This is a genomic window from Myxococcota bacterium (assembly GCA_039030075.1).
In the GTDB taxonomy this organism is placed as follows: domain Bacteria; phylum Myxococcota_A; class UBA9160; order UBA9160; family SMWR01; genus JAHEJV01.
The window spans coordinates 30,185-54,327 of the sequence record JBCCEW010000028.1 but is presented as its reverse complement, the minus strand read 5'-3'; the positions used below and the strand labels follow the sequence as shown (position 1 = coordinate 54,327).

The following is a 24,143-nucleotide window of genomic DNA, read 5'->3' as shown; positions in this document are numbered from 1 at the left end:
CTCCGCGGGACCGGAGTGGCGAGACGTTACCGCGCGCGACTTCCGTGCGTCGACGCGCCCAGCAGGACTCGTGGGATCAGTGCAGCGTCTGGTCGCGGCTCCCGCGCGTCTCGTCGCGCAGTCGGACCAGATACGCGGTGAGCACGCGCAGTCCCTCGTCGAGCTTCTTCAACTCGCTGGCGAAGTCTTCGAGGATCGGGGTCAGGCTCGAGGTGCCGCTCTCGTGGATGCCGCTCCCGGCGCGTCGCAGGCGCTGGCCGAGCACGACTCCTTCGACGAGCGCCCGATACTCGGCAGCCGGCAGCTTCTCGGCCATCCGGAGCAGTTCGCCGGCCAGGGGCTCTGCCTCGTCGCGGGACAGGCCGAGCCGCACCAGCTCCTCGCTGAGCTGGACGCGGTGGGGGTCCGGGGTGTGCAGTTCGAGCGGTTTTCGTCCCATGGGACGAGAAAATGAGCAAGATCGATGCCACGGCCCCAGGCGTGTGCAGCTGCGACGCCAAGTCCCCGAACCCCGGGACCTTCCCGCGCCGCGATCCGATCGGGCGTCTCCCCCGCCCACGACCGCCGAGGGAAACGAAGCACCCAGCCAAGGGAAACGAAGCACCCAGATGGGCAGTCGCCTTCCCTCGCTGGATGTGGCGGTGGGCTCAACCGGCCTGCCCTTCGCCGCCGCGCAACGCCGCGAAGAAGCCGTGGATCGTCTCGGCGTTGGCGCGCGAGATGCCGGGGAGCGCGGCCAGTGTCTCGGGCGATGCCTCGCGAATCGCGCGCAAGGTCCCGAGCTCCTTCAACAAGGTGCGCCGCTTCCCCGGACCGATCCCGGGCAGCTCCTCGAGGATCGACGTGAAGTTCTGCTTCGAGCGCAGGGAGCGCTGGAACTCGATGGCAAAGCGGTGCGACTCGTCGCGCACGCGCTGCAGCAGCAACAGCCCCCGCGCACTCGGCGGCAGCTGGATCGGGTCTTTTCGATTCGGGAGGAAGATCCGCTCGGCCTTGAGCCCCCCCGAGCGGCGAACCCGGAACTGGGGCGCGTCCTCGTCGCGTTCCTTCGCGATCGAGGCCGCGGGAACCTCGCGCCCCGCGTCCGCGAGCGCTGCCGCGACCACCGCGAGCTGGCCCTTGCCGCCATCGATCAGCAGCAGGTCCGGCAGCGGGTCCGTGTCGGCCTTGGCGAGGCGCCGGGTGAGCACCTCGCGCAGGCAGGCGTAGTCGTCGTCGGGCGGCGCCTCGCGAATCCGGTAGCGCCGATAGCCCGCCTTGTGGGGCTGACCGTCGACGAAGCAGACGCGACTCCCCACGGTGAGCGTCCCGTGCAGCGTCGAGATGTCGTAGCCCTCGATCGTCCGCGGCGGCTCGGGGAGCTGGAGCGCACCGCGGAGCTCCTCCAGGGTCGCGGCCACGCTCTCCTGGGCTTCGAGCCGGCGCTGCAGTCCGAGCTGGGCATTCTGGTCGGCCATCTCGACCAGCTCTCGGAGCGCACCGCGCTGAGGAACCCGAACTCTCACGCGATGTTCAGCAAGATCCGTCAACCAGGACTCGAGGGCCTCACCCGCCTCGAGATCAACGGGCGACACGACCTCGCGCGGGATCTGCCGGCCCGTCCCCACCGCGTAGTACTGCCCCAGGAAGGAGCTGACCAGATCGGCGTCGCCGAGCACGACGTCGTCGAGGCCGTAGCCCTGCGCGCCGATCACCCGACCCTCACGAACATGGAGCACGTGCAGCTCGACGTCCCCTCCGCGGCGCGCCACGCCGAACACGTCGCGATCGGCCTGGCGCTCGCCCACGATCTGCTGGCGTTCCACCGTCCGCTCGACGGCGCCGATGCGATCGCGGAGCCGCGCCGCCTCTTCGAAGCGTTCCTCATGCGAGGCGCGCTGCATGCGTTCGCGCAGCCGGTTCACCAGCTCGTCCGAGCGACCGCGGAGGAAGAGCGAGGTCCCCTGCACCAGCTCGGCGTAGGTCTGGGCATCCACCTTGTCGCAGCAGGGCCCGAGGCAGCGCTTCATCTCGAACTCGATGCACGGGCGTCCGCGCCGGCGGTAGTCCTTGAAGGTGCCTTCGCTGCACGACCGCAGCGGGAAGATCCGCCGCAGATTCGAGAGCGCCTCGTGCATCGCGACGCTCGAGGTATAGGGTCCGAAGTAGTCGGCGCCGTCGTCGGCGAACTTCCGGACTTCGCGCAGCCGGGGCCAGGTCTCGCGCGGGTGGAGGCGCAGCGCGAGATACTGCTTGTCGTCGCGCAGCCGCACGTTGAACGGGGGCTTGTGGCGCTTGATCAGCTCGTTCTCGAGCAGCAGGGCGTCCTTCACGTTGGGCGTGACGATCACGTCGACGTCGCGCGCACGGTCCAGGAGCTTCGGGATCTGATAGCGGCCGTCGCCACCGCCGACGTACTGCTTCACCCGGCTGCGGAGGTTCTGGGCCTTGCCGACGTAGAGGACGCTCCCCTTCTCGTTCTTGAACAGGTACACCCCGGGACCGGTCGGCAGCCCGTCCGCACGTTCGGCCAGCGACACGCCTACCCCAGCCGGATGCGCTCGCGCTCGAGCGCCTGAATCCGGTCGCGCAGCTCGGCGGCCTTCTCGAACTCGAGCTCGCGCGCCGCTTCGCGCATCTCCTTGCGCAGGCTCTCGACGAGACGCGGCACCTCGTGGGCCGGCACGCCCTCACCCGGCGCCTCGGCCGGAACCGTCACGTAATCCTGCTCCCAGATCGATTCGCGAATGCTCGTGATCCGCTTCGAGACCGTGCGTGGCGTGATGCCGTGCTCCTGGTTGTAGGCCTCCTGGATCTCCCGGCGCCGCTGGGTCTCGCTCAAGGTCTCGCGGATCGAGTCGGTCTCCTGGTCGGCGTAGAGGATTACCTGTCCGTTCACGTTGCGGGCCGCGCGGCCGATCGTCTGGATCAGGGACCGCGTCGATCGCAGGAACCCCTCCTTGTCGGCGTCGAGGATCGCGACCAGAGACACCTCGGGGATGTCGAGGCCCTCGCGCAGCAGATTGATCCCGACCAGGACGTCGAACTTGCCTTCGCGGAGCTCGCGGATGATGTCCATCCGCTCGAGGGTCTGGACTTCGCTGTGGAGGTAGCGCACCCGGATCCCGAGCTCGCTGTAGTAGTTGGTGAGCTCTTCGGCCATGCGCTTCGTCAGCGTCGTGACCAGGACCCGCTCGCCCTTCTCGACGACGGCGCGAACCCGCTCGAGCAAGTCGTCCACCTGGCCCTGGGCCGGTCGCATCTCGACCTTCGGGTCGACCAGGCCGGTGGGCCGGATGATCTGCTCGACGACCACGCCCTGGGAGTGCTCGAGCTCGTAGTCCGCTGGGGTGGCCGAGACGTAGATGCGCTGGGGGGCCCGCGATTCCCACTCGTCGAAGCGCAGGGGCCGGTTGTCGAGCGCCGAGGGGAGCCGCCAGCCGTATTCGACCAGCGTCTCCTTGCGCGCTCGGTCCCCGCGGAACATGCCGCCGATCTGGGAGACGCTGAGGTGGCTCTCGTCGAGCACCACGAGCAGGTCTTCGGGGAAGTAGTCGTAGAGGGTGTAGGGGGTCTCGCCGGCCGCACGTCCGTCGAGCCAGCGCGAGTAGTTTTCGACGCCGTGGCAAAAGCCCATCTGCTCGAGCATGTCGAGATCGAACATGGTGCGCTGCTCGAGGCGCTGAGCTTCGAGCAGCTTGTTCGACTCGCGGAAGAACTGGAGCCGCTTCTGCAGCTCGTCGCGGATCCCCGAGATCGCCCGCTTCAGGATGGCTTCCCCCGCGACGTAGTGACTGGCCGGGTAGATCATCGCCTTGCGCGGCCGTGAGAGGACCTTTCCGCGCAGCGGGTCGATCTCGGCGATGCTGTCGATCTCGTCGCCGAAGAACTCGATGCGCAGGGCCCGCTCGGCCTCGTACTGGGGGAACACCTCGACGACGTCGCCGCGCACGCGGAAGGTGCCGCGGTGGAAGTCCATGTCGTTGCGCTCGTAGAGCATGTCGATCAACTGGCGCAGGAACTCGTCACGCACGCAGGGCATGCCCGGCTCGAGGTAGGCGTGCATCGACCCGTAGTGCTCGGGCGCCCCCAGGCCGTAGATCGAGGAGACGCTCGCGACCACCAGCACGTCCTTCCGGGTCAGGAGCGAGTGAGTAGCCGAGTGGCGCAGCTTGTCGATCTCGTCGTTGATCGACGAATCCTTCTCGATGTAGGTGTCCGTCGTCGGGATGTACGCCTCGGGCTGGTAGTAGTCGTAGTAGGAGACGAAATACTCGACGGCGTTGTCGGGGAAGAGCTCCTTGAACTCGGCATAGAGCTGCGCGGCGAGGGTCTTGTTCGGTGCCATCACCAGCGTCGGGCGGCCGAGCTGCTCGACGACGCAGGCGATCGTGAAGGACTTCCCGCTGCCCGTGACCCCGAGCAGGGTCTGGTGCGGATCGCCCCGCTGCACCCCCTCCACGAGCTCCTCGATCGCGCGGGGCTGATCGCCGGTCGGAGAGAACTCCGAGACGAGCCGGAAGCCGTCGCTCATGAACGCGCCTCCAGCAGCACCACCGCCATCGCCGCGATGCCCTCCCCTCGCCCGAGGAAGCCGAGATGATCGGTGCTCGTGACCTTCACGTTGACCCGGTGACGCCCGGCGCCGAGCACGTCGGCCAGCGAGGCGCGGAGCTTCTCGAGATGGGGCCCGAGGCGCGGCTCCTGGGCCACGACCGTCGAGTCGACGTTGGCGATCGCGAAGCCCGCGTCGCTCACGCGCTGCATCACGCGCTCGACCAGCACCCGGCTCGCGATGCCCTCGAGGCTCGGATCCGACGACGGGAAGTGGGTGCCGAGATCGCCGTCGCCGAGTGCACCCAGCAGTGCGCTGGCCACGGCGTGCAACAGGGCGTCGCCATCCGAGTGTCCGGCCAGACCCTTGTCGTGGGGGATCTCCAGTCCGCCGAGGACCAGCGGGCGGCCCTCGGCGAGGGCGTGGACGTCGACGGCCTGACCGATGCGGAACCCGCTCACGCTCGCTCTCCCAGGATGCGCCCGGCTGCCTCGAGATCTTCGGGGTAAGTGATCTTCCAATTGTCGCGGTCGCCCTCGACGATCTCGACCGGCACACCCAGCGCCGCGACGAGCTGGGCACAGTCGGTGCCCTGCCGCCCTTCGGCGCGGGCCTTGTCGAGCGCTTCGCGCAGCAGTTCGACCCGGAACACCTGGGGCGTCTGGGCCGCCCAGAACGACTCCCGGGGAGGCGACTCGACCACGCGGGTCCCCTCGACCCGCTTCAGCGTGTCGGCCACCGGGACGGCCAGCAGCGCGGCACCGTGGGACTGGGCTGCCTCGACGACCCGATCGATCGCCGCCGGCCGCACCAGGGCCCGCGCCGCGTCGTGCACGGCCACCCACTCGGCGGTGTCGGGCAGCGCGTTCACCCCGGCCGCCACGCTGTCCTGGCGCTCGGTGCCGCCGGGCACGGGAGGCAGGGACTTGGCGGTGGCCGCATCGGCGGGCAGTTCGGTCCCGGCGGGCAGCACCGGCAGCACCCCGTCGACCCGGGACGCCTCGGCCAGCGCCGCGACCGCGTGTCCCAAGAGGGTGCGTCCGGCGACCTCGAGCAGTGCCTTCGGCCGCTCGCCGCCGACCCGCGTCCCCTGCCCTCCGGCCACCACGATCGCCACCACCCGCATGGCGGCCAAGATAGCCGAGCCGGGTTCCGGCGAGCCCTCGGGCATGGCGTCGCGCATTCAGCGACGGCGCTGGTAGAGTTCGCCTCCGGCGCCCAGGAGGAAATGATGCCGTTCCGAAGATCCGTGGCCCTGTGCCTCGCCCTCGCCCTGCCCCTTCCCGGCCTCGCCGAGGAGATCGAGGAAGCTCCGGTTCTCGAACCGGGGCCCGCCACGAGCGCCGGCGGCCCCCTGCTCCACGGCAAGCTCGAGCTGAGCCTCCAGGACGCGATCCGGATGACGCTCGAGAACAACCTCAACGTCCAGGTCGAGCGCTACTCGCCGATCATCGCCCACCTCGACGAGGACGTTGCCTGGGGCGCCTACGATCCCACCGCCTTTGCGGAGATCGGCTACAACGACCAGACGACTCCGAACGCGAACGCCCTGGCGGGCAATACGGAGACGCGGCTGCGCACGACCGACGGGGCCGGCGGGTTCCGCGGCCTGCTGCCGTGGATCGGTACCGAGTACGAAGCGCGCTACGAGGGGGCGAAGAACTCGTCGAACCAGGCGTTCGCCAGCCTGTCCCCCGAGTACACCTCGGGCTGGAACGTCAGCCTCACCCAGCCCATTTTGCGCGACCTGATCTGGAGCCAGCCGTGGACCCAGGTGCAGACCAACCGGATCCTCACCAAGGAAAGCACCGAGAACTTCCGCCGCGCGGTGATGGACGAGATCCAGTCGGTCGAGGACGCCTACTGGACCCTGATCGCGAACGCCGAGGCCCTCCGCGTGGCGGAGAAGAGCAAGGAAACCGCGGCCGCGCTGCTGGACCAGACCCAGACCCAGTACGACGTCGGGGTCGTCTCGAAGGTCGAAGTGACCGAGGCCGAGGCCGGCGTCGCCCAGCGCGACGTCGAGCTGATCCGGGCCCTCAACACCTACCGCAACCAGCAGGACGTCCTCATCGATCTGGTGCTCGGACCCAACCTGAGCGCCGAGTCCAGCCTCGAGATCGTCCCCCAGGACCGCCCCGACGACTACACGCCCTACGAGATCGACGTCGAGTCGGCGGTGAGCCGCGCGTTCCAGAACCGGCCCGAGATCATCGCAGCCCTGAAAGCCATCGAGCGCTCCGAGGTCCAGTCCGCCTTCGCCCGCAATCAGCGCCTCCCGGAGCTGGACGGCATCTTCTCGGTGGGCCAACGCGGGCTGTCGGGACAGTCCTCGAACCGGAGCTTCATCCCAGGCGGGGCCTTCGCCCCGGATCAGGGCGGCTTCCGGCGCAGCGTCGACGACTACGAGGACTCTCCCGTCTATTCCGGCCGGGCGCGGTTCTCGATCCCGTTTCCCAACACCTCCGCGAAGTCGACCGAGTCGATCCGCGATCTCGAGATGCGCCGCGCGCGCACCCAGCACCGCCGCCTGCGCCAGCAGATCGTGATCGAAGTGCGGCAGGCCGCACGCAATCTGGAGGCAAGTCAGGAGGGCATCGAGGCGGCGAAGAAGGCCCGAATCGCCGCGGCCGAACAGCTCCGCGCCGAGGAGATCCGGCTCGAGTACGGCGAGTCGACGCCCTTCGACGTCCTCCAGCGCGAAGAAGACCTCGTGGACCGCGAGCAGGCCGAGATCGACGCCTTCCGCAGCTACCGCGTGTCGGTCACGGCACTCGATCGCGCCCAGGGCACGATCCTGCGCAGCCGCAACATCAAGATCGCTGACGTCTCTCCCCTGAGGTAAACTGCGCCTTCCGCGTTGGTTGACTCGGGAGTCCCCCCATGCCCCTGTTCAACAAGCCGGCCGCGAAGGCGGCACCGGCTGGCCCGGCAGACGAGGCCGAGCCCAAGTCCGAACTCCGAGAGCGCCTGGAGCGCTCGACGGTGCCGGTGCGGCGCGGACGCGAAACGACCCAAGGGAGAACCATGGCGAACATCGGCAAGTCGATCACCATCGCGGGCGATCTGACCGGCGAAGAAGATCTCGTGATCGAAGGCAAGGTGGACGGCAAGGTCACGCTTCCGAACAGTCAGCTGACGGTCGGAGCCAACGGCACCGTCCAGGCGGAAGTACGGGCGAAGTCGGTCGTCGTGATCGGCCGCATCGCCGGCAACGTCCACGGAACCGACCGCGTCGAGATCCAGGCGACGGGCGTGGTCGAGGGCGACGTCAGCGCGCCGAAGCTCATCGTGGCCGAGGGCGCCGTCCTGAACGGCACCATCCAGATGGGCTCGGGAAGCGGCAAGGCCAGCGGCAGCAGCAGCGCTCCGACCGACGACGCCGAGGTCCGGAAGGCCGGCTAGTCCGCCGCCTCGGGGCCACCGCACCCCGACGGATCCGATCTCAGTGAACTGCCAACGAGCCGCTAGGCGGCCCGCTCGCGGTCCTTCTCCTTCTTGCGCTTCGCGGCGGCCGCCTTCGCGTCCGGCGAATCGCCGAAGCGCGTCTCGAGGAAGAGCAGCGTCGGCGCAGCGATGAAGGTCGACGAATAGGTGCCGACCACGATCCCGATCGCCATCGCCAGCGCGAAGGGCCGGATCACCTCGCCGCCCAGGAAGAGCAGGCAGAGCACGGCGGCGAGGGTCGTCACCGACGTCAGCAACGTCCGCGAGAGCGTCTGGTTGACGCTCCGGTTGAGGACGTCGAGCAGGTCGTACTTCGTCCGGATCTCCATGTTCTCGCGGATCCGGTCGTAGATGATGATCGTGTCGTTCAGGCTGTAGCCCAGGATGGCGAGCAGGGCCGCGAGGACGCGCAGGTCGAACTCGAGCCCGAAGATCACGAAGACGGCGCAGGTGATGCCGACGTCGTGCACCAGGGCGACCACGGCGCCGGGCGCGAAGCGCGAGCTGAACCGGAAGGCGATATAGGCGAGGATCAGCAGCACGGCGATCGTCATCGCCTGGACCCCGGCCTCGGTGAGCTCGCTGCCCACGCGCGGGCCGACGAAGTCGACGCGCAGCGTCTCGTACTCGCCGACGTCGTTGCGGATGCCGCGCTGGATCCGGCTGATGATGTGGGCCGACTCGAGGTTGCCGGCGTCGCCGCCCTGCTTTTCGGCCTTCTCCGCGAGTTCCGCACGGTCGGTTTCCGTGAGCGGACAGTCGGGCACCTCGCCGGCCTCGGCGCCCTTGAACTTGATCAGGAACTCCTTGCGCTCGACGTCATCGCCGTAGCGAACGACTGACGGCTCATCGACGCCGCAGCGGCCCACCACGTTGCGCAGCGCGCTCTCGTCGACGTCGACGCCCGGATCGAAGCGCACGGCCATTTCCGTGCCGCCGACGAAGTCGATGCCGAATTTGACCCCCTGGATGGCTCCCGCCAACACGCCTGCGGCAAGCACCGCAAGCGACACCGCGATCGCGATGTGGCGGCGCCCCAGGAAGTCGATGTGAGTCCCGGACGGGACGATTTCGCGCACGGAGGCCTCCGACTAGATCGAGAGCTGCTCGACGGGCTGGGTTCCCGGATGCACCGAGAACATCAGCCGCGTGAGCACCAGGGCCGAGAACACGCTGGTCACGATGCCCACGGCCAAGGTCACGGCGAAACCCTGGATGGGTCCGGTGCCGAACTCGAAGAGCACCAGGGCCGTGATGAAGGTGGTGATGTTCGCGTCCATGATCGTCCAGAAGGTCTTGTTGTACCCCGTGGCGATCGCGGCGCGCGGAGCCTTGCCCGAGCGCAGCTCTTCGCGGATGCGTTCGAAGATGATCACGTTGGCGTCGACCGCCATGCCGACGGTCAGCACGATGCCCGCGATCCCCGGCATCGTGAGCGTCGCTTCGAAGAGCGACATGATGCCCATCAGCATCACCAGGTTCGCGGCGAGCGCGAGGCTCGCGTAGCCGCCCGAGAGGCGGTAGTAGCCGACGACGAAGCCGATGATCACGATCAGGCCCAGGATCGACGCGCGGTAGCCGCGGGTGATCGAGTCCTGGCCGAGGGCCGGACCGACGGTGCGCTCCTCTTCGATCACCACCGGGATCGGCAGCGAGCCCGAGCGCAGCACGACGGCGAGGTCGCGGGCCTCTTCGGTGGTGAAGCGTCCCTCGATCTGGCCCCGGGCACCGATCCGCGAGCGGATCGCCGGGGCGCTGTAGACCCGGTCGTCGAGGACGATCGCGAGCTGCTCGTTGATGTTCGCGCCGGTGAGCTCCCCGAATCGCCGCGCTCCCTCGCTGTTGAAGCTGAAGGAGACGATCGGTCGCTGCTGTCGGTCGAAGGCGACGCGCGCGTCGGTCAGGAAGTCACCCGTCAGGTCGGGCTCCTCCGGGAGCAGGTACGCGGTGAGCTTGCGATCGTCCTCGGGGTCCTGCTCCGAGACGATCTTCGTCCCGGGCGGAAGGCCGGTCGGGTAACGGTCGTTCAGGAGCTTCTCGTTGTCCGCGAGGTCCTGGACGATCTTGAACTCCAGGAAACCCGTGACTTCGAGCAGGTCGTCGAGGCGATCGCGGTCGATCTGACCGCCCGGCACCTGCACCAGCACCCGGTCGTCGCCCTGACGGGTGACCACCGAATCCGGAATGCCCTGGATCGGGTCGGCGATGCGCAGTCGCAGCACCTCGAGCACCTGCTCCATGCCGCGCTCGCGGACGTCCTGCCGGACCTGATCCTCGAGGGTGTACTCGAGGCGCCCGGCCTCCTCGCTCACCAACGAGAGGGAGCGCGAGTCGTCCGCCCAGCTCTTCACGCCGGCCCCGTCGTCGCGCGGGCTCACCACCAGCACGCCGTTCTCGACCACCGCGTTCGAGACGCTCAGCTGAGGGTCCTCGTCCGCTTCTTCGAGGAGCGCGTCCTTGAGGAACACCAGCTCCTGGAGTTCGGCCTCCTCGAGCTTCACGCCCACCACGCGGTGGATGCCGCCCTGGAGGTCGAGGCCGAGACGCAGGCCATCGTCGGGAAGCACGGGGCTCGCGAGGCGCGTCTCCTCGTCGATGAAGTTCGCCGCCGTGAGGAAGGAGAACAGCGCCACCGTGGCCAGTACGGCGCCGAGGCGCCAACCCAGACCGCTCATGAATCTTCGCCCTTCTTCGCCTTTTGCACCGTGTCCACTTTCATGCGCGCCGCCTTCACGCGAATCCGCTCGCCGCCCTTCAGCGTCGCGATCTCCAGGGTCAAGACGTCATCGGTCACGCCGACCACCTTGCCGTGCAACCCGCCCAGGGTGACCACCGAGTCGCCTTTCTCGATCGCCTTGAGCATCTCGTCCTGTTCCTTCTGTCGCTTCTGCTGGGGTCGGATCAGCAGGAAGTAGAAGATCAGGAAGATCATGCCCATCGGCACGAGCATGCTGAAGGGAGAGGGTTCTGCCGCCGCCTGCAGCGGGACGAAGCCCAGGGAAATCGGTTCGGTCCAGTTCACGGGTTCCTCCGAGCGAGGGTGGTGCCGGGATAGAAGGTCGCCAGGATTTCGCGGTAACCGGCACCGCGCTCTGCCATCGCCTGGGCTCCCCACTGACTCATGCCGACTCCGTGACCATGGCCCGAGCCCACGAAGGAGACGGCGTCGTCGGTCTCGCGGATCTCGAACAGGGTGCTGCGCAGAACCGAGGCGCCGAGCACCGTGCGCAGCGCCCGGGCCGTCACGCGCTCGCTCCCCTGCGAACCCACGAGCTCGACGTGGGCGACCCGCCCGCTGGGGGTGCGTCCGACGACCCGGAGGGTCCGGATCGCACCCAGATCGAGCCCCAGCGGGGCAAGCGCGGGCCCCAGTTTGGTGCGTGCAATCCGCGCGCGCCAGTAGGTGTGGGGCGACGCGTCCTCATCGGCCACCGCCCGACTTCGCAGGTAGGGCACCGCCCGCCCCCAGACCTCGGCGGCACTCGCGGTCTGACCGCCCGAAGCCGAGTGGAAGGCGGCGAGGATCGGCTCGCCCTTCCACAGCAGCACCTCGCCGCGGGTCCCCGCCACCGCCTCGCGGATCTCCGGGGTCTCGGCGGCCAGCCCGCGATACACCTGGTCGCGGGTGCTCGTCCCCACGTCGTAGGGCTCGGCACGCCGCCGGCGCTGCTGATAGAGCGCATAGGTCCGAGACGCCACTGCTTGCGCCTGGAGGGCCGCCGGCTCCCAGCGGGCGTACATCTCGGCGCCGAGGGTCCCTGCGACGTAGGCCTCGAGGGGGACTCGGTTGATCACGCGGAGGCCGTCTCGGGTGCGTTCCACCTCGACCCGGCCGCGGACGTGGTGGTCGCCGACCTGGTGCGGCCCGGACCCAGGCGCCTCCCAGCGCGGTCCCTGGACCTGGCCGTCCACTTCCAGGCGACCGCCCGGTCCGCCGGTCGGCGCCACGCGTGCGGTACCGACCGCGAGGGTCTGACGGGTCTCGAGCAGGAGCACCCGCACCTCCTCCGCGCGCACGGCGCCGGCGAGCGCCACGACTCCCAGGCTCCAGCCGAGGCAGGCCAGGGCCGGGAGGCCACGCACGGACGTGCGGAAGCGCATCGGAACCGAAGGGCGGTGAATCGCCGGCTAGAGGCCCGCGGCGCGGCGAAGGGCGTCGGCGCGGGGAGTTTCCTCCCAGGGGAAGCCCTGGTCTTCGCGTCCGAAGTGGCCGTGGTACGCCGTCGCGCGGTAGATCGGACGGCGCAGGTTCAATGACTCGCCGATCCCGCGCGGCGTCAGGTCGAAGTGGTCGCGGACCAGCTTGTCGAGGGTCGCGACGTCGAACTTGGACGTGCCGAAGGTCTCGACCCGGATCGACACCGGCTCGGCCACACCGATCGCGTAGGCGAGCTGCACCTCGGCGCGGCCTGCGACGCCCGCCTTCACCAGGTTCTTCGCGACCCAGCGCGCGGCGTAGGCGGCACTGCGGTCGACCTTGCTCGGGTCCTTGCCCGAGAACGCGCCGCCGCCGTGGCGACCCATCCCGCCGTAGGTGTCGACGATGATCTTGCGGCCGGTCAGGCCGGCGTCGCCCATCGGTCCCCCGACCACGAAGCGACCGGTCGGATTCACGTGGAATACGGTGTCGTCGCTCAGCAGCGCGGCCGGCAGCGTCGGGCGGATCATCTTCTCGATGACGTCGCTCCGCAGCTGGTCGTAGCTGACGTCCGGCGCATGCTGGGTCGAGAGCACCACCGCAGTGATGCCCTTCGGCTTGCCCTCGGCGTACTCGACGGTCACCTGCGACTTCGCGTCGGGCCGGAGGTACGGAAGCTCGTTGGTCTCGAAGAGCTTGCGGTGGCTCTCGATCAGCTTGTGCGACAGTCGGATCGGTGCCGGCATCAGCTCTTCGGTCTCGTCGCAGGCGTAGCCGAACATCATGCCCTGGTCGCCGGCGCCCTGTTCCTTGTGGAGGCCTTCGCCCTCGGTCACGCCCTGGGAGATGTCGGGAGACTGACGCCCCAGCGCCACCTGCACCGCGCAGGTGTCGGCGTCGAAGCCCATGTCCGACCCCGTGTATCCGATGAACCGCACCACGTCGCGCACGAGCGCGGGAAAATCGATCTCGGCCGAGGTGGTCACTTCGCCCGCGAGCAGCACGAGCCCGGTGGTGGTGAGGGTTTCACACGCCACGCGGGATCCCGCGTCCTGCTCGAGCATCGCGTCGAGCACGGCGTCGGAGATCTGGTCACACATCTTGTCGGGGTGACCCATCGAGACGGACTCGGAGGTGAACAGATCGCGGGGCATGCGGCCCTCCTGCAGCGCGCCTTCGCCGGTCGTCGGTCAGCGCGGGAACATCGGTTTTCGAAGGAGAAACGGCGGGCTACGCCTACGCCGTCGAGCGGCGGCACTCTAGGCGAGGCCCTCCTGCCTTTCAATCCGACGGAGCGATTCCGGGGGCCGGCGCCCGGGCGTGCGCCCCTCAGCGCTCCGGCGACGGGGGGGCCGCGCCGTCCTCGGCCTCGATGATGGCGCCGACCGCGGCCACGGCCGCCTCGGCGTCGGAACCGGCGGCCTTGACCCGCAGCACGGTCCCCTGCCCTGCGGCCAGGGACAGCAGCGACAGAATGCTCTGGCCGTCCACCCACTCGTCGTCGCCGTCCCGGGCGACCTCGACCTTCGCCTCGAAGCGCCCGGCGGCCGCGACGAGTTGGCCCGCCGGTCGCGCGTGGAGGCCGAGCTCGCCGCGAACGGTGAAACAGCGTTCTAGCGTCGCGTCGCTCACGTCCCCGGGTCCGGCAGGATCTCGCTGGCGACCGAGATGTTGCGCTGGCCGTAGCTCTTGATGAACGCCGCCAGCTCCTCGAGGGGCTTCTCCTCGCCGAGGGTCGCCAGCTTGATCAGCATCGGCAGGTTCACCCCGGTGACCACCTCGACGCGATGCTCGTCCAGGAACGAGAGGGCGATGTTCGATGGCGTGCCGCCGAACATGTCGGTGAGGACGAGCACCCCGTCCCCGCGATCGGCCGACTTCAGCGCTTCCTCGATCCGGCTGCGCATCTCCTCGACGGTCTGGGTGGGCTCGACGGAAACCGACTGGAACTCGGGCGCCTCGGGCACGATCAGGCGCAGCGCCTGCAGGAACTGCTCGCCGAGGCGGTAGTGGGTGACGATCACGATTCCCTGCTTCATGAGCCCTTCTCCACGTCCCGGTGCGTCACGTTGACCTCGCGTCCGGCCTCCCGGAGCGCGTGGGCGGTGGCTTCGGCCAAGGCGACCGACCGGTGCCGACCGCCCGTGCACCCGAAACCGACCGTCACGTAGGCCTTGCCTTCTGCGTCGTAGAGGGGGAGCAGAAAGGCCAACCAGTCGCGCAGCTTCGCAAAGAACTCGGCGCCCCGCTCGGAACGCAGCACGTAGTCGGCCACCGGTGCCTCGCGTCCGGAGTGCGCGCGAAGCTCGGCCTCGAAGTACGGGTTGGGCAGGAACCGCACGTCGAAGAGCTGCTCGAGCGCGTCGGGCGTGCCGTGGCGGAAACCGAAGGACACGACGTTGACCACGGTCGGGCGTGCGCGACCGGACACGGCGAGCACCACCGCGGCCTTCAACTGGTGCACGTTCAGGGAGGTGGTGTCGATCGTGTGGTCGGACAACGCGGCCAGCTCGCGCAACCGTTCCCGCTCGGCGCGAATTCCCTCGGCGACGGATCCGTCGGGCGAGAGCGGGTGGACGCGGCGCGTCTCGCGATAGCGCCGCGCCAGCTCTTTCTCCGCACACTCGAGATAGACGATCTCGACGTGATGCCCGGCCTGGCGGGCCCGCTCGACGACGGCGGGAATCTGGTCGAGTCCCTGGGCGTCCCGCGCGGCCAGCGCCAGCGCGATCTTCTCGAGCGGTGGCGAGGACTTCGTCGCGAGATCGAGAAATTGCTCGATCAGCGGCGCCGGCAGGTGGTCGGCGCAGTAGAAGCCGAGGTCCTCGAGGGCGGCCATCGCGGTGGTCTTGCCGCTACCCGACAGCCCCCCGACGAATACGAGGCGGGCGCCACTCACGGCTGTCGCACCGGTCGCAGGGTCCGCGCGGCGAAGCGCTCGGCGGCGCTCGGCCCAACCCGACGCCACAGGGCGTCGCGTGCCGCCGCGTCCACGATCGTCGCCAGGCTGGCTCCGGGCTGCGAAGGCAGCACCACGCGGGGCACCGCCACCCCGAGCCACTCCTCGTGGCCTCGGTCGAGGCCGGTGCGGTCCGGCTCCTCGACGACCGGCTCGACCCGACACACAAGCCCGAGACACGCCTCCTCGGCCAGCGCGTCGGCGCCGTAGAGCTCCGCGACCGACAGGATGCCGAGCCCCCGGATCTCGTTGTGGCCGGCGATCGCCGGCACGGCGCGCCCCACCAGCTGGTCCCCCTCCCGCTCGAGCTCGACGGCGTCGTCGGCCACCAGGCGCTCGCCGCGGGCCACCAGCTCGAGCGCGCATTCACTCTTGCCCACACCGCTGGGTCCGACGAGCAGCACGCCACTGCCCGCGATCTCGACCAGCACCCCGTGCACGCGCACGGTCAGAGCTTGGCGTCTTCTTCCTCGATCGCGCGGAGCACGTCCTCGAGGGACTCTCCATCCGTCAGGCTCTGGCGGAAGGCGGGATCGCGAAAGAAGCGCGAGATGCGCGCGAGGGCCTTCAGGTACTGGCCGCCCGAATGCTCCGGGACGACGAGCAGGAAGAAGTGGTGGGTCGGCTGGCCGTCGATCGAGTCGAAGTCCACCCCTTCGCGACTGCGCGCGAAGGCGGCGACGAGCCGGTTGAGGCCGCCGAGCTTCCCGTGGGGGATCGCGACGCCTTCCCCGATCCCGGTGCTCTGCAGCGCTTCGCGCTCCATCAGCACTTCGAGGAGGTCGTCGGCTTCGATCTGGGGTTCGACCTTCGCGAGACCGGCCGCCATTTCGGCCAGCACTTCGCGCTTCGTCCGGACGCCGAGATCGAGAATCACGGCTTCCTTGACGAGGATCTCCATGATCTTCATGCGGGAGCCCCTGGTTTGGGACCCGGCACTCTAGCCAACCTGCCGGCGCTTCGTCGACGACAGCAGGTTCATCGACTCGCGGTACTTGGTGACGGTGCGACGGGCGATGTTGATGTTCGCCACCCGCAGCATCTCGGCGATCCGCTGATCCGAGAGTGGGCGCCGGGGATCCTCGTTGACGATCAGCCGGCGGATGCGCTCCTTGACGCTCTCGCTGGCAATCGCTTCTCCTTCGACCCGATTGATGCTGGAGTTGAAGAAGTACTTCAACTCGAAGATGCCCTGGGGCGTGTGCGCGTACTTGTTGGTCGTGACGCGGCTGACCGTCGACTCGTGCATCTCGATGTCGTCGGCGACGTCCCGCAGGTTCAGGGGCTTCAGGAAGTTGATGCCCTTCTCGAAGAAGTCGCGCTGATACTTGATGATGCTCTGCATCACCTTGTAGATCGTGCGCTGGCGCTGGTGGATGGATTTGATCAACCACATGGCGCTTCGCACCTTGTCGTTGACGTATTCCTTGGTGTCCTTGGTGGCGGGATTCCCCTTCGCGAGCACCTCCCGGTAGACCGAGTTGATGCGCAGCCGCGGGAGCCCGTCGTCGTTCAGCACGACGTGGAAGTCGTCACCCACGCGGTACACGTAGATGTCGGGGACGATGTAGACCGGGTCCTCGCCGCCGAAGTCGCGGCCCGGCCGCGGCTCGAGACGGCCGATCACCTGGGCCGCCGCCGCGACCTCTTCGATCGGGACGTTCAGGGCCCGGGAAACGCCGCGGAAATCGCGCTTGATCAGCGCGTCGAGCTGCTCGTCGAGGATCCGGAGTACGAGGGGGTCGTCGATCTCGAGGGCACGCGCCTGGATGCACAGACACTCGCGCAGATCGCGGGCGGCGACGCCGGAGGGGTCGAACTCCTGGATCGCGCCGAGCGCCTCGGCGACCCCCTCTTCGCGAACGCCGCTCTGCCGGGCGATCTCTTCGAGGGGGGACTGGAGGTACCCGCGGTCGTCGAGGTTGCCGATGATGAACCGGGCAGCGACGTCCTGCTCGACCGGCAGGGAGGCCAACTGCAGCTGCCAGAGCAGGTGGTCGCTCAGACTCTCGCGCCGCGCGTAGGTGGCGTCGATCGAGGGTCGATCGTCGGGCCCGATCGCCTCGCGCATCCCCGTGTGCGGGTTCGCGTCGAGGTAGTCCTGCCAGTCGACGTCCGCGATCTTCTCGGCGTCGGTCGGCTCGCTCTCGACGGGTTCGGCATCCGGACCGGCCTCGGCCTGCGCTTCCGCATCGGCCGCGCTCGTGGTCGGCAGCTCGGCAGTCGCCTCGGTGGCGTCGACCACCTCGTTCGACTGGCCCGGCTCCGCGGCCTCGGCGGCCGCGCGATCCTCGTCCATCTCCACGCCCTCTTCGAGGACGGGGTTCTCCTGGAGCTCCTGGTGCACCAGATCGACCAGCTCCATCCGCGACAGCTGCAACAGCTTGATCGCCTGCTGAAGCTGCGGCGTCATCACCAGCTGCTGACTGAGCCGTACCTGCTGCTTGAGCTCGAGCGCCATGGGGCTTGTTGTCCGGTTCCTAGTCGCGAGCTGCCGTCAGGACAGCTGAAAGTTCTCGCCCAGGTAGATCTCGCGCACCTGGGGATCGGCAGCGACCTCTTCGGGCGGACCTTCCCGAATGATGTGGCCGTCCTTGATGATGTAGGCGTGATCACAGATCGAGAGCGTCTCTCGCACATTGTGGTCCGTGATGATCACGCCGATGCCTCGGGTCTTGAGCTGCTCGATGATCTTCTGGATGTCGATCACCGCAATCGGGTCGATCCCCGCGAAGGGTTCGTCGAGCAGCATGAACTTGGGGTCGAGCACGAGCGCCCGGGTGATCTCGACCCGCCGTCGCTCGCCACCGGAGAGGAGATCTCCCCGCCTCCCTGCCTTTTCGGTCAGTCCGAGCTCAGCCAAAAGCTCGCGGAGCCGCTCCCGGCGGACTCGCCGGTTCGGCTCGACGGTCTCCAGGATGGCGTTGACGTTGTCGGCGACGGAAAGCTTTCTAAAAATCGAGGCTTCCTGCGGAAGATACGTGATGCCGAGGCGCGCCCGGCGGTACATCGGCAGCTCCGTAATATCCTGCTCGCCGAGCCGCACCGTGCCTCCGCTGGGGCGGATGCCGCCCGCGAGCATGTTGAAGGTCGTGGTCTTGCCGGCTCCGTTGGGCCCGAGGAGCCCGATCACCTGAGCGGGCTCCACGCGCACGTCGACGTGGGAGACGACCTCCTTCTCGCCGTAGCGCTTGCACAGATCGGCGCCCACGAGGGTCGTCATTCCGGGCCGCCCTCTTCGTGATCGGCCGGGTGGACCCACAGCCGCGCGTTCCCCTCGATGTCGACCCGGCGCCGCTCCAGGTCGAAGGCGATGCGATCGCCCTCCAGCTCGTCGCGGCCGTCCCGCAGTTGGGCGTCTCCGCGGCAAGCCACCCAGCGCTCGGCCGGGCGGTACTCGGCTTCCTCACAGCGCGCCTCGCGATCGGCCTGGCGGACCTCGACCGCATCCCGCGCCAGCAACTGCTCGGGCTGCGTCGCTCCCGCCGGGTAGACGGCTTCGAGGTGCTGGGCCCGGAGTTCGAGATCGCCCTGGCGCACCACGACGTCTCCTTCGAAGGCGATCCGCCGGGCGGTATCGCCATCGCTCGCGCGCCCGGAGCGGGCCTCGATGTGGACCGGGCCCGCGTCCCGCTGCTCGGCGAGCCACTCGCGCTCGGGTCCGTCGCCGTCTCCCTCGGCGTCGTCCGCACCCGGCTCGGTGCCGGGCAGCTCCCGATGGATCTCGAGCGCCGTGCCGCCCTCGACGGTCACCTGGCGCGTTTCGAGATCGAAGTGGAACGCGCTTCCGGAGAGCTGATCCTCGCCATCCCAGAGGCGCGCCGGGTTCCCGCGACACACGAGGGTCGCCGCGCGCCGGTCGTAGCGGGCTTCGTCACAGTGGGCGCGACGCGCACCATCGCGCACGCGTACGGCGCCGCGTGCCTCCAGGGCGTCGGGCTGGTTCGCGTCGGCGCCGTAGAGCGCCTCCAGCTCGTTCGCGTCGAGCTCGAGCGGTCCCTGTCGCACCTGAACGCGATCGCGGAATACCAGGAAACGCTCGCCATCCTTGTCGCTCGCCTCGAGCGCGTCAGCGGTGATCCGAATCGGCTCGTCGCGGTCGAAGCCGCCGAAGCCGAAGTTCACGTCGGGTGCATTCGCGCTGGCCGCCTGTAGGGACAGCAGCGCGTACCCGAGCGTCAGGCTCCATTGGCCCCACCGCATCACGGCGTCTGCTCCACACGCACATTGCCGATCAACTGAAAGCGCCTCTCATCGACGTGGTAGCGGAACCCGTCGCCGCGAAACGATCCGCGGGCGTCGCGCACCTCGACCGGAGCGTCGGTATAGAGCAGCCCTTCCTCGTGGCGGTAGCGCACCCATTCCGTGCGGTAGTGCTGACCGTCACTGGTGTTGCCCCGTACGTCCCCCTCCGCGAGGAAATCGTTGCTCGCAATGTCCAGATCGACACGCGCGCACGTCATCGAGAACTGGCGGCCGTCGTCCGGATCCGTCACCTCGGCCTCGACGACGGAGAGCAGCGCTTGATCCTGTCCCGGACGCAGCCAGGCTTCTTCCGAGCGCAGCACCATTTCGCGAACGCCGGTTCGGCTCCCGACGAACGTCATTCCGGTGACCTTCAGCGAGGTGCCCTCGGCCGACATCGAGAACGCGGAGCCGGGCCAGAGCGCGGCCAACGCCAGCCCTGCCACCCCGAGTACGGTCCAGGGCGACCGAACGCGCGCTCTCACTCCGTGCATGCAATAAACATACCGAAGTGAAGCCCGCGACTCCAAGGGAATCGCGCGAAACGCCCGGCTGGGCGCGGAGATCGACTAGTCGACGTAGGGCTCGTGCCCGACGAACTCGTCGACGCCGTAGAGGCTGCCGATCCAGTGGGCCGGGCGGAGCAGGAGGACGTCGATGATCACGCCGACCGGGTGCAGCGCGTAGGCGGCGATCCGCACCGGATGGCCAGCGCGCTGGGGGTCGTACTCGTCGGCGGCGACGGGCGAGGCCCAGCCCAGCAGGAACCCGGCCGTGAGGACGGCGGCGAGGCCGCGAACTCGGGTGGGGAGCGATCGGTGCGATACGGCCATGGCGACGAACCTCTCGGAGGAGCGGCGGACCCGCCTCCCGACGAGGGTGGCGTTCCTTTGGAAGGGGGCGTTCCTTTGGAAGGGGGCGTTCGCGCCTCCGGCGCGCGCGCCGCGGGGAGTGTACCTCGCGATTGGGTTTATCGGTCGGCCCCTGCGGCGAGTCAAGCCTGTTGGGCGAGCCACGCCTGAAATCCCACCAGGTTCCACACGAGGCGCGTCCGATCGACGCGGCCGCTGCAGTGGAGCGTCCAGATCTGCCCCACCGCATCGGCCTCCAACAGGCCCTGTTGCCGGAGCGCTGCCGGTGCGAGCAGATCGTCGGCCCAGCCGCGCAGCGGCCCGCGCAACCAGGCCCCGATCGGCAGCGCGAAGCCCCGCTTCGGCCGCTCGGTCCAGGCCTTCGGGAGATGCCGGGCGAGGAGCTGCCGGAGCGGCCACTTCCCGCGTCCGGACCGCACGAGCCAGTGCGTCGGCAGGCGCAGCGCGAAGTCGACGAGCCCGCGGTCGAGGAGCGGCGATCGCACCTCCAGCCCGTGTCCCATGCTCGCGCGATCGACCTTCACCAACATCGACTCGGGGAGTCGACCGCCGAGGTCGAGGGCACGCAGCCGAGCGAGCGGGTCGGCGATTCCCGGCCAGGGCTGGCCGGTCTCCACCGGCCCCCGCACACCGCGCACCAGCGACACGTTGGCCGGGTGACGACTCGCTGCGGTCACGAACAGGGCGTCGGGTCCGCCCGCGCTGACCCCCATCGCGAGCCGCTCGCGTCGCGGCCCGGTTCGCTCCGCGGCCTGCCCCAAGACCTCGCGCCATCGCGCCGGCACCCGAGCGAGCCAGCGGCCGCGCCGCGCGCAGCGCAGGGTCCGCGGATAGCCGAGGAAGACCTCGTCGCCGCCGTCGCCGGACAGCGCCACCGTGACCTCGCGTCGGGTCGCCTCGCAGAGCAGGGCCATGCCGAGCTGGGCCGTGTCGCCGAAGGGTTCGTCGAAGAGCCAGGGCAGCGCGGGGATCCGCGCGCGCGCCTCCTCGGGCCCGAGCACCCAGGTCTCGTGGCGGGTGCCGAGCCGCTTCGCCACCGCCGCGGCGTCAGCGCGCTCGTCGAATCCGGCCTCCGAGAAACCCACATGAAAGGTCTCCAGCGGCGCGGACTGCTGCTGTTGCGCGGTGGCCGCGACGAGCGCGGAATCCACGCCCCCGGAGAGCAGCGCGCCGAGGGGAACGTCCGCGACGAGCCGGCGGCGTACCGCCTCCGTGACCCCCTGCTCGAGCGCGTCGAGCGCTTCCGCCCGACTGCCGCGAAAGGGATCCCGGGCGGCCGCTTCGGCACGCGCACGCCAATCGAAGAAGCGACGCGACTCCCCTCCCCTGGCCTCGAAGCACCGGTGTTCGCCGGCGCACAGCTTCTCGGTGCCGAGATCGATGCTGCGCGGCGCCGCGATGAACGAGAAGCGGAGGTGCTGGGCCAGCGCCTCCCGATCGATCGTTCGCTCGTACTCGGGGTGCGCCCGAAGCGCCTTCAGCTCCGAGCCGAACCAGACGGAGCTCCCGACGTCGCGCACGTAGAGCGGCTTCTTGCCGAACGGATCGCGCACCAGATGCAGGCGCCGTTCCCGACGGTCCCAGATCGCGAGCGCAAACATGCCGTCGAAGCGCGCCAGGCTTCCGTCGACGCCCCAGGCGGACAAGGCCGCCACCAGCACGGCCGTGTCCGAGCGTCCCGACACCCGGGTTCCCGCCACCTCGACCGTCTCGCGCAACGCCTCGAAGTCGTAGAGCTCGCCGTTGAAGACGACGACGTAGCGTCCGCAGGGCGAGGCCATCGGCTGATGTCCGGCCGCACTCGGGTCGATGACCGCGAGGCGCCGATGGCCCAGTGCCACACCGGCGCTCGCATCGACCCAGACGCCCTCGCCGTCGGGCCCGCGGTGGGCGAGCACCTTGGTCATACCGGCGACTTCGTGACGCAAGCGCGCCTCCGGGCGATCCGCCGGCCAGCGCACGATCCCGCACAGCCCACACATGGCTATCGCGTGCGGCGGAGATACCCGCCCGGGTTGAAGGTCAGATAGAACTTCTCGCGGTCGCGATCGATGACGAAATCCTCGCGCTCGGCCAGGAACGCGCGGGTCGCCTCCTGGGGACCGGGCCCGAACTCGCGGGCCACGGGATGACCCCCGACGTTCCCGTCTTCGACGATGCAATAGCTACCCGGCGTCACGAGATCGCCATAGGCGCGCAGCTCGCGCAGCACATGGTCGCTGCGGTGGTCCGAATCGAGCAACACCAGCACCGCTGGCGCTCCGGCCACCCGCTCGCGCACCCGGCCCACGATCGCCGGATCGACCGAGTCGCCGGTCCAATACTCGATGCGCTCGTGGACGGGACGCGCGGGCTGGTCATCGCAGTCGATGCTCACGACGCGACCGTGCCCGAGCAGGCTGCAGAGGGACGCCAGGTACGCCGCGCTCCCGCCATCCGCCGTGCCGGTCTCGATGATCCAGTCGGGCCGCAGCTCGCACACGAGCTCCTGCATCACCCAGAGATCGAAGGGACACTTGCGGACGTCGGTGCCGAGCCAGCGCGTGTTCCGCCAGGTCTGGGCGCGCTGGTAGTAGAAGAGCTTGTGAAAGCGCCGCGTGATCCAGCCCGACACGAAGGGCGGCGTGTACCAGGCGTCGCGCAACGCCTTGCGGAGCTTCACCCGGACGTCCCGACGCGGCCGCCCGCCGCCAGGACGAGCGCCACCTGCTCTGCCGCGAGGTCCATCCCCGCGGCGTTCCAGTGGGTGTCGTCCCGCCAGTAGACGAGCCGCGCCTCGGCCAGCGACGCCTCGGCTCCGCGCCGCAGCTCCGGCGTGAGATCGTGACAGGCCAGACCGAGCGTCTGGCAGCGCGCTGCGAGATGCGCCCAGCGCGCGTGGTTCAATCGCTCCTCTGGCGCGACCCACGGCTGGTACACGCGGTACTTCGTGGGCACGAAGAAGACCGCACCGATGTCCGGCGCGAGCGAAGCGAGCGCGGCGTCAAAACGCGGTGTCTCCGGGACCTGCGCATCCCGCGTTCGTTCGATGTACGCGCGGTAGAAGCCGACCTTGCCACGCGCGAGCGGGATGATCTCCACGTCTTCACCGGATTCGATGCGCGACGCCCCCAGCAGGCGCCCCGTCGCCGAGCGCACGAAGCGCGCCAGCAGCGTCTCGCGAAACGGAGCCTCGAGGGTGCGCCGCCAGTAGCGCCAGGAACGGCGGGCCGGAGACGCGACCGTGCGTCCGGCGCGCTCGGGTAGATCGTTCCCTTCGAAGACGAAGAGCAGCAGGCGGGGCCGGCCTGCCGGGTGTCGCTGGCGGAACGCGTGCCAGTAGTCGGCGTAGTCGGCGGGACCACCGGGGAACCCCAGGTTGTGGACGCGCCAGCCCCGGCGCGCGAGCGCCTCGGACACCAGGGCGCTGTGATCGCTCCCGGACCCGGCGACGAAGGAGTCGCCCAGCAACACCCACGGCTCCCCCGCGTAGTCCCGGAGGTTCCGGAAACCGTTCGAATCGGTGCGAAACCGCACCTGGCGCGGTTGGGCGATCGGAGCCCGCGTGAGGGGCTGCAGATCGCCGTGGCGCACCTGGACCTGGACGTCCAGGGACGGCCGGTAGGCCCGGTGTCCGTGGCGCGCGTTCCACTCGGCGAAACGCTCGTGGGGTCGGTAGAAGAGATCTTCCGCCGCACCGCTGGCGTAGAGCCAGCCGGTCGCGCCCGCCCATGCGGCGGCGCCGCCGAGCAGCAGCGCCGCGATCGGCGCGGCCGCACCGCGCCAGACCCCGATACCCGCGCAGGCTCCGGCGAACCACGCACCCCAGGACGGCATGCCGAAGGCGAGGCACAGCCCCGGCACGAGCACGCACGCGCCGATCGCCCCGGTTCGCCTCCACTGCCGCATGCCTGGCTGCCCCCGCGTCGCAGCGTATCGCGCGTCGCTCACGCACCGCACCCGAGGGCT

The 24,143-nt window shown here is 69.4% G+C and carries 25 protein-coding genes; 2 read left to right on the top strand and 23 right to left on the bottom strand.

Features of this window, described 5'->3' with window-relative positions; genetic code table 11:
* Nucleotides 1-76: 76 nt before the first annotated feature.
* The 5 genes from AAF430_22615 to ispD all read right to left on the bottom strand — a co-directional run bounded on the left by AAF430_22615 (nucleotide 77) and on the right by ispD (nucleotide 5,660).
* The gene (locus AAF430_22615) at nucleotides 77-439 is read right to left on the bottom strand and encodes a hypothetical protein (GenBank protein MEM7413043.1); all 363 of its coding nucleotides are present in this window, start codon (nucleotides 437-439) and stop codon (nucleotides 77-79) included.
* Between the two features lie 208 nt (nucleotides 440-647).
* A complete protein-coding gene (gene uvrC / locus AAF430_22610; GenBank protein ID MEM7413042.1) occupies nucleotides 648-2,519 on the bottom strand; it encodes an excinuclease ABC subunit UvrC in 1,872 nt (623 codons plus the stop codon).
* Between the two features lie 2 nt (nucleotides 2,520-2,521).
* A complete protein-coding gene (gene uvrB / locus AAF430_22605) occupies nucleotides 2,522-4,513 on the bottom strand; it encodes an excinuclease ABC subunit UvrB (protein ID MEM7413041.1) in 1,992 nt (663 codons plus the stop codon).
* Nucleotides 4,510-4,995, bottom strand: a complete 486-nt coding sequence (gene ispF / locus AAF430_22600) for a 2-C-methyl-D-erythritol 2,4-cyclodiphosphate synthase (protein MEM7413040.1) — start codon at nucleotides 4,993-4,995, stop codon at nucleotides 4,510-4,512. The genes uvrB and ispF overlap by 4 nt, the downstream gene beginning before the upstream one ends.
* Entirely contained in the window at nucleotides 4,992-5,660 is a 669-nt protein-coding gene (ispD, locus tag AAF430_22595) for a 2-C-methyl-D-erythritol 4-phosphate cytidylyltransferase (protein ID MEM7413039.1), read from the bottom strand. Before ispD ends, ispF begins: the two co-directional genes overlap by 4 nt.
* A gap of 105 nt (nucleotides 5,661-5,765) precedes the next feature.
* Between ispD and AAF430_22590 the strand changes: the two genes are divergently transcribed.
* Together AAF430_22590 and AAF430_22585 are read left to right on the top strand one after the other, a co-directional pair.
* Nucleotides 5,766-7,379, top strand: coding sequence for a TolC family protein (locus tag AAF430_22590; protein ID MEM7413038.1), 1,614 nt, complete (start codon nucleotides 5,766-5,768; stop codon nucleotides 7,377-7,379).
* Nucleotides 7,380-7,417: 38 nt separating this feature from the next.
* Complete coding sequence (locus AAF430_22585) at nucleotides 7,418-7,939, top strand: polymer-forming cytoskeletal protein (GenBank protein ID MEM7413037.1); 522 nt, start codon at nucleotides 7,418-7,420, stop codon at nucleotides 7,937-7,939.
* 62 nt (nucleotides 7,940-8,001) lie between these two features.
* On the opposite strand, the gene secF is transcribed toward AAF430_22585, so the two are convergent.
* The 18 genes from secF to AAF430_22495 all read right to left on the bottom strand — a co-directional run bounded on the left by secF (nucleotide 8,002) and on the right by AAF430_22495 (nucleotide 24,125).
* A complete protein-coding gene (secF, locus tag AAF430_22580; GenBank protein MEM7413036.1) occupies nucleotides 8,002-9,060 on the bottom strand; it encodes a protein translocase subunit SecF in 1,059 nt (352 codons plus the stop codon).
* A gap of 12 nt (nucleotides 9,061-9,072) precedes the next feature.
* Nucleotides 9,073-10,656, bottom strand: a complete 1,584-nt coding sequence (secD, locus tag AAF430_22575) for a protein translocase subunit SecD (GenBank protein ID MEM7413035.1) — start codon at nucleotides 10,654-10,656, stop codon at nucleotides 9,073-9,075.
* Nucleotides 10,653-11,003 (bottom strand): preprotein translocase subunit YajC, encoded by a 351-nt coding sequence (gene yajC / locus AAF430_22570; GenBank protein ID MEM7413034.1) that lies wholly within the window; start codon nucleotides 11,001-11,003, stop codon nucleotides 10,653-10,655. Before yajC ends, secD begins: the two co-directional genes overlap by 4 nt.
* A complete protein-coding gene (locus tag AAF430_22565) occupies nucleotides 11,000-12,082 on the bottom strand; it encodes a SpoIID/LytB domain-containing protein (protein MEM7413033.1) in 1,083 nt (360 codons plus the stop codon). Before AAF430_22565 ends, yajC begins: the two co-directional genes overlap by 4 nt.
* A gap of 27 nt (nucleotides 12,083-12,109) precedes the next feature.
* Complete coding sequence (gene metK, locus AAF430_22560) at nucleotides 12,110-13,273, bottom strand: methionine adenosyltransferase (protein ID MEM7413032.1); 1,164 nt, start codon at nucleotides 13,271-13,273, stop codon at nucleotides 12,110-12,112.
* Nucleotides 13,274-13,448: 175 nt separating this feature from the next.
* On the bottom strand, nucleotides 13,449-13,751 hold the full coding sequence (locus AAF430_22555; GenBank protein MEM7413031.1) for an HPr family phosphocarrier protein: 303 nt from the start codon (nucleotides 13,749-13,751) through the stop codon (nucleotides 13,449-13,451).
* Nucleotides 13,748-14,158: a PTS sugar transporter subunit IIA gene (locus tag AAF430_22550; GenBank protein ID MEM7413030.1), complete on the bottom strand. Its 411-nt coding sequence runs from the start codon at nucleotides 14,156-14,158 to the stop codon at nucleotides 13,748-13,750. Before AAF430_22550 ends, AAF430_22555 begins: the two co-directional genes overlap by 4 nt.
* Nucleotides 14,155-15,018 carry an RNase adapter RapZ gene (gene rapZ, locus AAF430_22545; protein ID MEM7413029.1) on the bottom strand — a complete coding sequence of 288 codons (864 nt, stop codon included), beginning with the start codon at nucleotides 15,016-15,018 and terminating at the stop codon, nucleotides 14,155-14,157. The genes AAF430_22550 and rapZ overlap by 4 nt, the downstream gene beginning before the upstream one ends.
* Nucleotides 15,015-15,524, bottom strand: a complete 510-nt coding sequence (locus AAF430_22540; GenBank protein MEM7413028.1) for a hypothetical protein — start codon at nucleotides 15,522-15,524, stop codon at nucleotides 15,015-15,017. The genes rapZ and AAF430_22540 overlap by 4 nt, the downstream gene beginning before the upstream one ends.
* A gap of 2 nt (nucleotides 15,525-15,526) precedes the next feature.
* Nucleotides 15,527-15,988 carry a PTS sugar transporter subunit IIA gene (locus tag AAF430_22535; protein MEM7413027.1) on the bottom strand — a complete coding sequence of 154 codons (462 nt, stop codon included), beginning with the start codon at nucleotides 15,986-15,988 and terminating at the stop codon, nucleotides 15,527-15,529.
* A gap of 30 nt (nucleotides 15,989-16,018) precedes the next feature.
* Nucleotides 16,019-17,539 carry an RNA polymerase factor sigma-54 gene (gene rpoN, locus AAF430_22530; protein MEM7413026.1) on the bottom strand — a complete coding sequence of 507 codons (1,521 nt, stop codon included), beginning with the start codon at nucleotides 17,537-17,539 and terminating at the stop codon, nucleotides 16,019-16,021.
* 36 nt (nucleotides 17,540-17,575) lie between these two features.
* Complete coding sequence (gene lptB / locus AAF430_22525) at nucleotides 17,576-18,301, bottom strand: LPS export ABC transporter ATP-binding protein (protein ID MEM7413025.1); 726 nt, start codon at nucleotides 18,299-18,301, stop codon at nucleotides 17,576-17,578.
* Nucleotides 18,298-19,281, bottom strand: coding sequence for an LptA/OstA family protein (locus AAF430_22520; GenBank protein MEM7413024.1), 984 nt, complete (start codon nucleotides 19,279-19,281; stop codon nucleotides 18,298-18,300). Before AAF430_22520 ends, lptB begins: the two co-directional genes overlap by 4 nt.
* On the bottom strand, nucleotides 19,281-19,817 hold the full coding sequence (lptC, locus tag AAF430_22515; GenBank protein ID MEM7413023.1) for an LPS export ABC transporter periplasmic protein LptC: 537 nt from the start codon (nucleotides 19,815-19,817) through the stop codon (nucleotides 19,281-19,283). Before lptC ends, AAF430_22520 begins: the two co-directional genes overlap by 1 nt.
* 75 nt (nucleotides 19,818-19,892) lie before the next feature.
* A complete protein-coding gene (locus AAF430_22510) occupies nucleotides 19,893-20,156 on the bottom strand; it encodes a hypothetical protein (GenBank protein ID MEM7413022.1) in 264 nt (87 codons plus the stop codon).
* Nucleotides 20,157-20,317: 161 nt separating this feature from the next.
* Nucleotides 20,318-22,177, bottom strand: a complete 1,860-nt coding sequence (asnB, locus tag AAF430_22505; protein ID MEM7413021.1) for an asparagine synthase (glutamine-hydrolyzing) — start codon at nucleotides 22,175-22,177, stop codon at nucleotides 20,318-20,320.
* A 2-nt stretch (nucleotides 22,178-22,179) separates the two neighbouring features.
* Nucleotides 22,180-22,857, bottom strand: coding sequence for a CmcI family methyltransferase (locus tag AAF430_22500; GenBank protein MEM7413020.1), 678 nt, complete (start codon nucleotides 22,855-22,857; stop codon nucleotides 22,180-22,182).
* Nucleotides 22,854-24,125, bottom strand: a complete 1,272-nt coding sequence (locus AAF430_22495; protein MEM7413019.1) for a hypothetical protein — start codon at nucleotides 24,123-24,125, stop codon at nucleotides 22,854-22,856. Before AAF430_22495 ends, AAF430_22500 begins: the two co-directional genes overlap by 4 nt.
* Nucleotides 24,126-24,143 lie beyond the last annotated feature (18 nt).

Excerpts from the sequence above, each read along its gene's own strand:
- AAF430_22615 (MEM7413043.1), bottom strand. The coding sequence starts at position 439 with ATGGGACGAAAACCGCTCGAACTGCACACCCCGGACCCCCACCGCGTC.
- uvrB (MEM7413041.1), bottom strand. The coding sequence starts at position 4,513 with ATGAGCGACGGCTTCCGGCTCGTCTCGGAGTTCTCTCCGACCGGCGAT.
- ispD (MEM7413039.1), bottom strand. The coding sequence starts at position 5,660 with ATGCGGGTGGTGGCGATCGTGGTGGCCGGAGGGCAGGGGACGCGGGTC.
- AAF430_22590 (MEM7413038.1), top strand. The coding sequence starts at position 5,766 with ATGCCGTTCCGAAGATCCGTGGCCCTGTGCCTCGCCCTCGCCCTGCCC.
- AAF430_22585 (MEM7413037.1), top strand. The coding sequence starts at position 7,418 with ATGCCCCTGTTCAACAAGCCGGCCGCGAAGGCGGCACCGGCTGGCCCG.
- secD (MEM7413035.1), bottom strand. The coding sequence starts at position 10,656 with ATGAGCGGTCTGGGTTGGCGCCTCGGCGCCGTACTGGCCACGGTGGCG.
- AAF430_22565 (MEM7413033.1), bottom strand. The coding sequence starts at position 12,082 with ATGCGCTTCCGCACGTCCGTGCGTGGCCTCCCGGCCCTGGCCTGCCTC.
- metK (MEM7413032.1), bottom strand. The coding sequence starts at position 13,273 with ATGCCCCGCGATCTGTTCACCTCCGAGTCCGTCTCGATGGGTCACCCC.
- AAF430_22550 (MEM7413030.1), bottom strand. The coding sequence starts at position 14,158 with ATGAAGCAGGGAATCGTGATCGTCACCCACTACCGCCTCGGCGAGCAG.
- AAF430_22535 (MEM7413027.1), bottom strand. The coding sequence starts at position 15,988 with ATGAAGATCATGGAGATCCTCGTCAAGGAAGCCGTGATTCTCGATCTC.
- rpoN (MEM7413026.1), bottom strand. The coding sequence starts at position 17,539 with ATGGCGCTCGAGCTCAAGCAGCAGGTACGGCTCAGTCAGCAGCTGGTG.
- lptB (MEM7413025.1), bottom strand. The coding sequence starts at position 18,301 with ATGACGACCCTCGTGGGCGCCGATCTGTGCAAGCGCTACGGCGAGAAG.
- AAF430_22520 (MEM7413024.1), bottom strand. The coding sequence starts at position 19,281 with ATGCGGTGGGGCCAATGGAGCCTGACGCTCGGGTACGCGCTGCTGTCC.
- lptC (MEM7413023.1), bottom strand. The coding sequence starts at position 19,817 with ATGCACGGAGTGAGAGCGCGCGTTCGGTCGCCCTGGACCGTACTCGGG.
- AAF430_22510 (MEM7413022.1), bottom strand. The coding sequence starts at position 20,156 with ATGGCCGTATCGCACCGATCGCTCCCCACCCGAGTTCGCGGCCTCGCC.
- asnB (MEM7413021.1), bottom strand. The coding sequence starts at position 22,177 with ATGTGTGGGCTGTGCGGGATCGTGCGCTGGCCGGCGGATCGCCCGGAG.